Raw genomic sequence first — 10828 nt, 5'->3', positions numbered from 1 at the left:
TGACGGCGTCGATGAAGCCCTTGGCGGAGAACGTCGCGCCGGAGATGAGGTCGACGTCGGTGGAGGAGAGGGCCACGACCTGATCCTTGAGGTCCGTGAAGACCTTCTTGGCGAGAATCGGGTTTTCGGCGTTCTTGACGATCTTGATGTCCTGGATCTTGCCGGCATCGAACGTCACGGCGACCGTGATGTCGCCGTGCTTGCCCACGCCCGTGCCCTCGGCGGTCACCGGAGCAGCCATCGAGGCGGCTGCAAAGCCGGCGGCGAAGACCATGGCGACGGCGGACTTGATCATGGTGGATTTCATTGCTTTTTCTCCTCAAAAGCAGGAGCGCCGCAGGGTGTCCCTGCGCCCGAAGGAAAAGGCCTTCGGTGCGGGGCGTCGGACGGGAGGACGCTCCCATTCTCCATACGAATGTGTGTTGTCGTTCATCGGCGGCGGACCGGCCGCCGGACTTTCATTCTAGGACCGTCGCACAGGGACGGCACCTAAGGAATTTTACCTAGGAGCATCACCTGCAGGGGCCCGCCGCGCGGGCTGCGCCAGGCAAAGGAAAGTCCTCAGCCCGTTGAAAAAACGGGGTTTTCCACGCCTGCAACGATATCGGGCGCAGTAGAATGGCGGTGTCCAAACTCCTTTCGCCCTCATATGCAGCAGACTCGCTCCACGCTACCGGGCCTTCTTCTCGCGCTTGTCGCGGTTTTCGCCTGGGGCCTCTCCTACATTGCGACCGAATGGCTCTACACGCACGACCTCGGTCCGTTTGCGGTTCTGACGTTCCGCACCTTCCTCGCCTACGCGGTGCTTCTGATTCTCTCCCACAAGCAGTTCCTTGCCGACGAGCTGATCGACGAGGCGAAGTTCGCGCTTCTCGGCGTCGCCTGCATTCCGTTCTACCACGGGCTTGAGAATCTGGCGCTGCAGGAGACGAACGCGGGCACCGTCGCGACCATCATGGCCTCCGCGCCGCTCTTCACGGCCTTCGTCGTGATTGCGCTCCACCACAGCTTCAGGCTGCACTGGATGACGAAGCTCGGGATCGTGACGGTGGCGACCGGCATGTGCCTCATCTGGTTCGACAACCACGTGATCCAGCAGCTTCCCGCAGCGGGCTTTTATCTGGCGCTCGGTGCCGCGCTCGCCTGGGCGTGCTACTCGGCGCTCCTCAAGAGCGTGCACAAGTACGGCGCGGTCTTCATGGCCCGCAAGACCTTCGGCTGGGGTCTCATTGCCGTCATGCCCTTCTACCTGATGGAGGACGCGGCTCCCGTCGAGGCGCTCACGGATCCGGTCTCGGCCGCCCTGCTCGTCTTCCTCGCCGTGGGTCCCACGACGCTGTGCACGCTGCTCTGGCAGCGCGCCGCCAGGGAGGCGGGCGCACAGCAGATCAGGAACCTCCTCTTCCTCATCCCCGTCATTGCGATGATCGCGGGCCTCGTCATCCTCGACGAGTCCGTCACCTTCATCGGCGTGATGGGCGCCGCGATGATCCTCTGCGGCGTCTGGTGCTCCGACCTCGGCATGAAGCGCGTCAACGCCGTGCTCGCGGGCGCGGACGCCGATGCGCTGAGCGCGAAGTTCACGCTCTTCTGACCGCCTTTCCCACCGCATCCTTCAGGCGGCGCCGGAGCCACGTGCTCCCGCGCCGCCTTTTCATTGGTTGTCTGAAAGCCCGCGAGGCCGCCCTGCAGCCCTCTCGCCCGTCATACCCTCATCTGCACGATCGTCTCACGAAAACGCGCGAAGGATCGAAAATTCACATGGGCCGAGACCCGAATCACTTGCCTGAAACTCTCACTTGACCCAAAGGGGACCGTGAGAAAACAAACGCGCCCGGCCTCCGCCCGCCCCTCCCCGTTCGCACCTCCGAAACGACGATGTTCGGGAGGCGTGAGCTCGACTGCTGAGGCCCGCAAGGCCCAGGGCAAGCACCGGACACCTCTCGACGGGATCATGCTCAGGCGCCACTGCAGAGGTCCGGACAGGGCTTCCCTGGGGCCCCAGGGCGCAACTGTGAGCAACGGCTCCTGAGCCCATCGGGATGCCCCGGGACGGCATCGGCGAGCGCATCGACACCGCCTTCAGAAGCCCCTCCGAGGCGCTTTTTTCGCCGTCCGGCAAAACCGAACGACACTTCTCTTCCTCTCCCGCATCAACGGTCGTTTGATTCCTGTTCGGGTTTTTATTGGTCATCTGCTGCAGACTCCCCGAAGGCGGTCCTCCCCGACCTCAGGAAGGGAGGCGTGCAGTGCCAGCATATCAAGTCGTGCAAAAACGACAGCCGGGCTCGGTCGAAAAAAGTCCCCCGAAGCGGGCGTTTTTGAGGCAAAATACGCACCCTGTGCCGCCGCTGTACGCCGCTTCCGACGGCTGCTTCAAGGCATCGTTCAGACCCCGTCAGGGTCCTAAACGCCCTGAAAAAGGAGTCCGGACCATCAAAAAAGAGGAAAAAACCGTCTTCTCAAGAAGGACGCGGATCGTTCGTCACTTGCAAACGCCTCCAGCAGTAGGCGATCAGGACGGGACGCAAACAAACGGGATGAATTTAGCGCAAGCGTGCTACGACAGGACTCAGCACCGTTCATCTTCGCGCGCCGTCCAAAGTTAAGCATTTTTGTTTAAAGAGGCGGTCTCGGAGGGTCTGTCGCCCCTTGGACGAAAGGAGGCATGAAGAAGCCTTCGAAAGTCCCTCCCGACGCTTCGCTTTTGAAGAGAGTGACGCAGACTCCCTGAAAGGGGAGAGCACAATCGTGAAGGCCAGCGCGTCGAACACGCGCCGGCGGGTTCGCGAATTTCCTCCGGACCGCGCTCAAAACCGCGCGAGTGAACCGTCGGTTTTTCGCCGGGGAGCCTGCAAAAACGAAGAATCCGCCTTTCAAAAAGCCTTCAAAATGACGCGCGGGTTCAGAATGACGCCCCCGAACCACCTCAAAAATCTTGCTTAATTCACAGCATTCGAGGGATGAAAGGCGTATAATTCACATTATTCGAGATGTTATAGCTTCGGACTGAACTTCGGATTCATGCGGAAAAGGGCCCGAAAACGGCGATTTTCCGCCTTTTCGGACGAAAAGCTCAAAAAAGACCTTAACTCTCTTTTCCTTCATGTAAAGTGGTTTAGTTCACAGGATTCTGCGTGTTATGAGACCCAGTTTTGCAGTTGAAGAGTCCGTCAGGACACTTGGCGCCAACCTCAAGGCAGCGCGTCTTCGCCGCAGGCTTCCCCAATCCGTCGTGGCGGAGCGTGCGGGCATTTCGCTCAACACCCTCTCAAAACTTGAAAACGGCGACTGCGGGATCGCGATCGGCAACGTCGCCTCGGTCCTTCAGGCGCTCGGGCTAGGCACCCCCTTCTCCGACGTCGCCGCTGCGGGCGACGATGAGACGGGGCTCATGCTCGAGGCACGCCGCCTCCCCCGCCGGGCCCGCCAGCCGAAGAAGGAGATATGAGCAAAAATGAGAAGCCCTTCCCTGCGTCTTTATGAGATTCGTGCGCGCTGGCTCCCCGGCGACCCTCTCGTCGGACGCCTGGCCGTCCCTCTTTCAACAGGACCCCGTTCGGGAACTCTTCAAGATCCGGGCGCATCGCCGGCTCAGGCCGCCCGCGCCGCGGCGGTGATGCGCTTTCAGTACGACGGCGACTGGGTCGAGTCGGGCGTGCCGCTCGGCGCGGACCTCCCGCTCGAGCACGGCGTGCTGCGTCCGAGGCTCGGAAAGTCGGCGTTCGGTTTTCTGGAAGACCGCGCGATCAGCGCCCCCGTCTTCTCCATCTTCAATGACCCCGCCTCTCCGCTCTCGGGCCTTCCCGAAGGGGCGGGCAGGCTCGAGACGACCGCACTGCTTCTCCCCCACAGGACCGACTCGCTCGGGGCCCTTTCGGTGACGCCCGTCGATGTCGATCCCCTGCCCGAGCGTCCGCGCGTCAAGCGCCAGTCGGAGCTTCCCGAACTCATCTACGCCTACCACGCGATGGAGCGCGGCAAGGCTGGGAGCGACGAGGTCAGCCTGCTTCAGAACGGCCTCACGCTCCCCGGCCGCCGTCCCGTCTTCACGGTCGAGCGGCATCGCGAGGCGCAGACCGCAAGACTGAGGAGCATGCTCGATCCGATCGACCGCCCCTTCTGGATGCACATGGCGCTCGTCGCCGCCAAACGCTGCGGCATCCGCACGGTCGAGACGGACCTCGAGCACGAAATGGGCGAGAACATCCTCTTCACGCGCCGTGCGGACCGCAGGGGCGCGAATGCGGACGCCCCCGCCGACAAGCCCCTCCTGACCCTCACGGGCGCGACGCTTGCCGCCCGCCAGGAGTCCCCGAGACCCGTTCCGCCCGGCTATCTGGCGCTCGCCGACATCCTCAACGGCGGCGGCGCGGCCCCGAAGGAGGACCTCCCCCAGATGTGGCGGCGCATCGCCTTCCAGCTCCTCACGGGCGGCGCGGGCGACTCGCTCAACCGCTGGCAGTTCCACAGGGAGCCGCTCGGCTGGCGCCTCTCGCCCGCCCACACGCTCGAGTGGAATCCCTCTGCCCTGGGCCAGGGCCTCACGATGGACGGCCGCAGGCGGCTCTCCTGCGCGGACGACGCCATTCCCTACGCCCGCTACTTCGGGCTCACCGTGAGCGACGCCAAGGGCATCCTCATGGAAATGCGCCGCATCCTCTCGGGCTGGGAGGGACTCGCCGAGGAATTCGGAGCCGACCCGAGGGACATCGCCTACATGGCGCCGCTCTTCGAGGAAAACCTTTGAGTAGCCGCGCGCCTGATGCCGCTCCCGGCATCCCTCAGGCGCATTTGGAGCGCCGGAAATGACGAAGGGCAGGATGCTTCACGGCATTCTGCCCTTCTTTTGCGCCGCTGCTGCGCTTTTGCTGCGGTCGCGCGTGCGGAGTTCGAACTCAGCCGCGGCCGTTGGTGTCCAGACGCATCGAGCCGCCGAAGTCGGTCACGGGGCTCGTGTCATCAGACTTGTTGCGGCGCTTGGGCTGTCGAAGGCATACTTCGACGTGCTTCTCCTTCTTCTTCGCGATGACGGGGTTCGTGTCGACCGTCTCGTAGACCAGAGTCCCTCCTTCTTCCCTCACGGAGGACTGGCGGCGGTACTTCAGGGCGACGGTGCCCGGCGTGCGGCCGCGGTGCGGCTTCTCGGACGCATCGGGGCGCTTCGGACGATCGACGCCCGACGAAAACTCCGCCTCCCAGACGTGCGGCGGATCTTCGGACTCGCGCTTGACGGCGGCCTGCGCAAGCTCCTCGGCCGTAAAGGAGACGCCGGGACCGCGGACCATGAGGCCAATGCCGAGCGCATCCAGGACGACCAGCATCTTGTCGAGCTGCACGGTGGGCTTGCCATTCTCGAGCTCGACAAGGAAGCGGCGGCCGACGCCGCAGCAGATCGCCGCATCCGTCTGAGATATGCCCAGACGTTGGCGCGCAAGACGAACCAGTGCGCCAATCTCGGTTGCATTGTGCACGCAGATGCGTCTGGTGCGCCGGACGTGTCGCACGGTGACGTCCGTCGCTCCTGCTTCGTGGTTGCCTTCTGTCATAGTCTCTTCCCTTTATTGCCGCCGTCACCGTCGTTCCGGGTCTTCGCGACAGTGACTTGCGAAATATTTTCACGATAGCGGAAACGGGGGTCCGGCACATCGGAATAGTCTAGGATTATGGCCCATGCTACGATATTTTGCAAACAAAAAACGCAGTGCATGATGCCTGACGTTATGCACTCCTGTCAGTCGCGCAGGCGTTTGAGCGCCTGCTCAAGGTCTGCAATCAAGTCGTCGGGTGATTCCAGGCCCACCGCAATGCGCACCATTCTTGAAAAAGTACTCGTGCGTACAGACCTTGTTCCGTAGCACGGGATGAGGAGCGACTCGTATCCTCCCCATGAGTATCCGCGCCCAAAGAGCTTCAGCGCATCGACGAAGGGCGCGAGCTTGCCGTCGTACTCGGGCCTGAAGACGACGGCGAAGAGACTCGTCGCACCCGTATAGTCGCGCTTCCAGATCGCGTGCGAAGGGTCAGACTCGAGCGCAGGCCACCTGACGGTCTCGACCTCGGGGCGCTCGAGGAGCCAGTGCACGATCCTTTCGGCGGACTTTGCCGCATGTGCGACACGCACGCCCATCGTATGCAGTCCCCTGTAGGCCAGGTAGACGTCGTCGGGCGAAGCCGCCTGACCGAGCCTCACGGCTGTACGGTAGACGGCGGGCCAGACGCGCTCGTTGCAGACGACGACGCCCATGAGCAGGTCGGAGTGGCCTGCGATGTACTTGGTGGCCGCGTGCACGACCATGTCGACGCCATGGTCGAGCGGCTTGAAGTAGAGCGGCGTCGCCCAGGTGTTGTCGATGACGCTCGTCACGCCGTGCCTGCGGCAGGCGGCGGCGATGCCGGGCACGTCCGACATTTCGAAAGAGTGCGAACCCGGATTCTCCATCATGAGGAGCGTCGTCTCGGGCCGCATCATGGCCTCGATCGCCTCGGGCGAGGCTGCGGGATCGAAGAACTCGACGTCAACGCCCATCGTGCGTAGGATCTGCTCGGCGAATTCGCGCGTGGGTCCGTAGATCGAGTCCGAAAAGAGCGCATGACAGCCCGCCCGCACGAACGCAAAGAGCGGCGTCGTCGTGGCGGCCAGGCCCGTCGAAAAGGCCCATGCGCCCGCGGCGTTCGGGCCCTCGAGCGTCTTCATCGCCGAATAGAACGCCTTGTGTGCGGGACCGCCGTAGCTCCCGTAGCAGGGCTTGCCGTCCCGGCAGGCCATCTCGTCATGGACGCGGTCCATCATGTCCTCGCAGGACTTGTGAAGCACCGTCGAGGCGCGCACCACGGGCGGATTGACGTACCCCCACTCCGGGTCCCAGTCGCGGCCCGCGTGCACGAGCTGTGTTGCGGCATCAAGATCCTTCATCGACACGGCTTTTCCTCCTTCTTCGAATGCATGACAAAACGGCGGTCAAAGCCTGAACTCTGCCGCCGTCACCCGCCTTCGGGCGGGATGCGTTCTCATATTCTCGCACGCCTGAACCCGCGAGAGCCCCGAGCCGCACTCAGGGCGTCCGCCGCGCTCAGTCCTCGTTGGGCACGACCGCCCATGCGCGGACCGGGAAGCCCGGGAACTTGTCGAACTTCGGGAGGCCCACGAAGATCACGCCGCCCGTCGAGGGCAGCTTGTCGAGGTTCGCCATGACCTCGACCTGATAGTGATCGGACTCGAGCACGTACTTCTCGCAGTCGAGCCCCCCTCGCCCGCACGTCGGCCGAACCGTCCGTGTCGAGAGTCTCGTGGCCCACCGCCGTGACGCCGCGCTCCTCGAGCTCAATGCGCTCGAGCGTGCGGCGGCCCTCGACGAAGTGTTCGGGCGCATCGACGTGCGTGCCGTACTGCGTCACGAACGAGACCTGCTCGACGTGAAAGCCCGACTCGGCCACCGTGTAGCGGGGCTCGGTCCTCATGGCGGGAAACGGCCCGAAGCGCTGGATGCCGGGATGGACGAGATGGGTGAGGTCGACGATTCGGCCGGCCTTGAGGACGCCGAGGGCGTCGACGATCGCATTGCGAGTCATGGCAGGGTCTCCTGAAGGGGAAGCTGTTGTCGTGTGCATTTTCGCTGCCTTTTCCGACGGACTTTCAGACTAGCTTGGCCCAAAATCACCCGCCTGTCTCCAGGCCAAACTACCTGCGACAAATCACCTGCACCGCCGCAAAAAGGCGACGCACACTCTGCATGCAAAATGTTGGCGCGAGCCCCCTATTTTCCGCCGCCCCTGAAGAAGCGCCTGACGGCGCGTCCGATCCCCCAGAAGAAGTCGAGAATGCGCTGCAGGATGGTGCGGTGACGCCTGCGCCAGAGCCAGGGCGCCTCGGGACTGCGCTCCGCCCAGAGCCCTCGTCCCGCGCGCATTGCGCGCGCCTCGGCCGCGAGATAACGCCCGCGGGCCTCCTTCGGGAGCGCCCATAGGTACGTGCGGTAGGCCCAGGCTTCGCCTTCCTCGACCATGACGAGTCCCGCATCGACGCCGTCCGCGGTCACGGTGCTCACCCATCGACCGTATCGGTCGGCCGCAACGCTCCTCACCTTCACGCTCCGTCCCTGCAGCATGGCGCGAAGCCGCCTCTCCGACTCGCGGCCGCGCGGCTGCGCCGTCTCGGGCGCGTCCATGCCCGCAATTCTGAGCTTCACACGGCCGAAGCGGCCGCGGACGATGATCGAGTCCCCGTCGCAGACGTGCTCGACCTTCGCCTCGAAGACGAACGGAAAGCGCCTGCGCCTCGAGAGATGACGGACAAGCCAGAGCAGAAGAAGCACGATGAAGCCGCCCATCACGAGGACGGCGGGTGCGGGCGCGCCCGTCACGGGCGGCCTCCGAAGAATCTTTCAGTTTGTTTTCCCGATGCGCGCATGGTTGTCTTTCGTTACAGGTTCAGCATATTCCTTGCGAAACGATGGATGCGAAACGAGAAGCCTTCTCAATAGAATGTTTCCACGGCCTTCGCCCTGCCGCGAAGGCGCTCTCAAAAACCGCATTTTCATTTTTCCGCGTGCCGTATTATGGCCGCGCCGAGGAGAAAACACATGAAGAAGACGCTTGCCGCCCTTGCCGGCGCACTTGTCGCCCTGCCCGTCCTTGCCGCCGGCCCGCAGGGCTTTGCCGCGGCGCCTCAGGCCCAAGGTCCGAAGGGGTTCGACACCGAGCCCGCCACCACCGTCGCCGCCGTGCTCGAGTCCGGGAAGGACCACCAGATCGTCACGCTGCGCGGCAAATTCACCGAACACGTCCGCGGCGACAAGTACGTCTTCACCGACGACAAGGGCGCCTCCATCAGGGCCGAGCTCGACCATGACCGCGACTGGTCCATGATCACGAAGGACGCGCCCGTCGAAATCCGCGCCGAGGTGGACAAGGACTGGACCGAAATCGAACTCGACGTCCTCTCCGCAAAGCCGCTCTGACGCTTTCCGCCGCCATGAACGACAACGCCCGCGGGCCTTCCGGCCTGCGGGCGTTTTGTCAGTCGCGACGGAATCCGGCGTGAATCTTCGTCAGATGAACTGCGAGACGACGATGCCGGCCACGAGAAGCGTCACGTTGTACGCGAGGAAGGTCGGCACGCAGGTGTCCCAGATGTGGTTGTGCTGGCCGTCGGCGTTGAGGCCGGACGTGGGGCCGAGCGTGGAGTCGGAGGCGGGGGAGCCCGCGTCGCCCAGGGCGCCCGCGATCGTCATCAGGAGGATCGTGGCGGGGACGGAGAAGCCCACGGCCGTGCAGAGCGGAACATAGATGACGGCGAGGATGGGCACCGTGCCGAACGACGTGCCGATGCCCATCGTGACGAGCAGGCCGATGAGCGTGATGATCGTCGCGGCGACCCACTTGCTTTCGCCCATGAGGGGCACGACGCCCTCGATGAGCGAGTTGACGGCGCCCGTTTCCTTGAGGATCGCGGCATAGCCGCCCGCGATCAGCATCACGAAGGCGATGAAGCCCATCATGGAGATGCCGCTCGCGATGTGGTCGTCAAGCTTCTTGAACTGGAAGGCGCCGCCCGCGAGCATGATGATGAGGCCGAGCAGCGCGGCAAGCGGCAGGCTCTCGAGCATGATCTGCACGGCGACGGCGGCGACGATCGCGCCGAGCGTGACCCAGTGCCTGAGACCGAAGCGGATCTCCTCGTCGGACTCCGTCACGCCCACGACGGGCTTGTCGAGATAGGTGCGGGGACGGCGGGTGAAGTAGAAGACGGCGAGCGCGAGGCCGACGACCATCGAGAGGCCGGCGATCCAGGCCACCGACGCCACGTCCGCCACCGTCACGGCTATGCCGTTCTGCGTCATGGACTGCGCGACGATGCCCTGGAAGATGAGGCCGAAGCCGATGGGCAGCGACACGTACGGGGCCGTGAGGCCGAAGCCGAGGGCGCAGGAGACCGCACGGCGGTCAAGCTTCATCCTGTTCATGAGCTTGAGCAGCGGCGGAATCAGAAGCGGGATGAAGGCGATGTGCACGGGCACCACGTTCTGCGAAAGGCAGGCGATGAACGCCAGGCCGAAGCAGAAGACGAGCGGCCTGCCGCCCATCTTGGAGCCGATCCAGCGCACGAGCATCTGCATGAGGCCCGTGTGCGCGATCGCCACGGCGAAAGTGCCCAGAAGGATGTAGGAGAGCGCGGTCGTCGCGTTGGCGCTGAAGCCGCCCGAGAGCAGCTCCATCGACTTCGTGAGGCCGAGCCCGCCCGTGAGACCCGCGACCAGAGAGGCCGCAATCAGGGCGAGAAGAACGTTGACGCGCGCAAGGCAGAGCGCGCAGAGCACGACGACCGATATGACGATCGGATTGAGGATGAATTCCACGGCTGGACTTCCTTTTCTATTCTGTCTTCTGTCAGGATCCCGTTGCCGGCGGACGCCCTCGGGGGACGGTGGCGCCCTTTTGCGGGACATACGCGTTCGATTATGACACAGCCCGCAACGATTCCACACATCCCGAAGGATGTCTTTTCCTACCCCAAAAGACGGAGAATCCCCAAAACACCCGCCGCAGAGCGCCGGAGCCCGCAATTCACATGCGCGCAACGACCGCGGGCACCCGTCGTGCAGGGCGCTCGCCTCCGCCGAAGCCCCCGCATCGGGGCCTGCGTCAGAACTCGCGCAGGTAGTCGATGATGTCCGGCGCAGCCATGGCGCCCGCCGCGGCCATGTCGGGATCGCGAAGCCTCCACCACCTGCCCGACTCCTCGTCGAGCATGAAGCGGTCGGTGTAGAGCTTCATGTTGCCAAGACAGTCGTTCGTGACTGCTCCCCGTCCGATTTGTAACAAATCG

The 10828-nt window shown here is 64.0% G+C and carries 11 protein-coding genes and 1 pseudogene; 4 read left to right on the top strand and 8 right to left on the bottom strand.

What is annotated here, in order from left to right:
- A partial coding sequence (locus tag HMPREF3036_RS10735) for an FMN-binding protein (protein ID WP_062334379.1) occupies window positions 1-307 on the bottom strand: 307 nt, incomplete at its 3' end.
- A gap of 342 nt (window positions 308-649) precedes the next feature.
- Here HMPREF3036_RS10735 and HMPREF3036_RS10730 point away from each other — a divergent pair.
- From HMPREF3036_RS10730 to HMPREF3036_RS10720, 3 genes are all read left to right on the top strand, one after another.
- The gene (locus HMPREF3036_RS10730) at window positions 650-1594 is read left to right on the top strand and encodes a DMT family transporter (protein ID WP_062334377.1); all 945 of its coding nucleotides are present in this window, start codon (window positions 650-652) and stop codon (window positions 1592-1594) included.
- Window positions 1595-3142: 1548 nt separating this feature from the next.
- Window positions 3143-3451: a helix-turn-helix domain-containing protein gene (locus tag HMPREF3036_RS10725; protein WP_005435163.1), complete on the top strand. Its 309-nt coding sequence runs from the start codon at window positions 3143-3145 to the stop codon at window positions 3449-3451.
- Between the two features lie 168 nt (window positions 3452-3619).
- Window positions 3620-4750: a HipA domain-containing protein gene (locus HMPREF3036_RS10720; protein WP_231853632.1), complete on the top strand. Its 1131-nt coding sequence runs from the start codon at window positions 3620-3622 to the stop codon at window positions 4748-4750.
- Window positions 4751-4898: 148 nt separating this feature from the next.
- Here the strand turns inward: HMPREF3036_RS10720 and HMPREF3036_RS11995 are convergent, their stop codons facing one another.
- The 5 genes and pseudogenes from HMPREF3036_RS11995 to HMPREF3036_RS10700 all read right to left on the bottom strand — a co-directional run bounded on the left by HMPREF3036_RS11995 (window position 4899) and on the right by HMPREF3036_RS10700 (window position 8363).
- On the bottom strand, window positions 4899-5549 hold the full coding sequence (locus HMPREF3036_RS11995) for a helix-turn-helix transcriptional regulator (RefSeq protein ID WP_156469822.1): 651 nt from the start codon (window positions 5547-5549) through the stop codon (window positions 4899-4901).
- A gap of 185 nt (window positions 5550-5734) precedes the next feature.
- A complete protein-coding gene (metC, locus tag HMPREF3036_RS10710; RefSeq protein WP_062334382.1) occupies window positions 5735-6916 on the bottom strand; it encodes a cystathionine beta-lyase in 1182 nt (393 codons plus the stop codon).
- A gap of 157 nt (window positions 6917-7073) precedes the next feature.
- Entirely contained in the window at window positions 7074-7226 is a 153-nt protein-coding gene (locus HMPREF3036_RS12385) for a cyclase family protein (RefSeq protein WP_231289368.1), read from the bottom strand.
- 148 nt (window positions 7227-7374) lie between these two features.
- Window positions 7375-7461 (bottom strand): annotated as a pseudogene (locus tag HMPREF3036_RS12620) (hypothetical protein); the annotation flags it as partial.
- Between the two features lie 296 nt (window positions 7462-7757).
- Entirely contained in the window at window positions 7758-8363 is a 606-nt protein-coding gene (locus HMPREF3036_RS10700) for a thermonuclease family protein (RefSeq protein ID WP_062334370.1), read from the bottom strand.
- Window positions 8364-8582: 219 nt separating this feature from the next.
- Here HMPREF3036_RS10700 and HMPREF3036_RS10695 point away from each other — a divergent pair, with 219 nt between their 5' ends.
- Entirely contained in the window at window positions 8583-8960 is a 378-nt protein-coding gene (locus tag HMPREF3036_RS10695) for a YgiW/YdeI family stress tolerance OB fold protein (protein ID WP_005435150.1), read from the top strand.
- Window positions 8961-9050: 90 nt separating this feature from the next.
- On the opposite strand, the gene HMPREF3036_RS10690 is transcribed toward HMPREF3036_RS10695, so the two are convergent.
- Both HMPREF3036_RS10690 and HMPREF3036_RS12375 read right to left on the bottom strand, forming a co-directional pair.
- Window positions 9051-10358 (bottom strand): Na+/H+ antiporter family protein, encoded by a 1308-nt coding sequence (locus HMPREF3036_RS10690; protein ID WP_062334368.1) that lies wholly within the window; start codon window positions 10356-10358, stop codon window positions 9051-9053.
- Window positions 10359-10644: 286 nt separating this feature from the next.
- Window positions 10645-10828: hypothetical protein (locus HMPREF3036_RS12375; protein WP_231853631.1), on the bottom strand; the 184-nt coding region annotated here is incomplete at its 5' end.

This window comes from Sutterella sp. KLE1602 (assembly GCF_001578585.1).
In the GTDB taxonomy this organism is placed as follows: Bacteria; Pseudomonadota; Gammaproteobacteria; order Burkholderiales; family Burkholderiaceae_F; genus Sutterella; species Sutterella wadsworthensis_A.
Note: the sequence above shows the minus strand (reverse complement) of the source record. Positions and strands in the feature narration are given on the sequence as shown.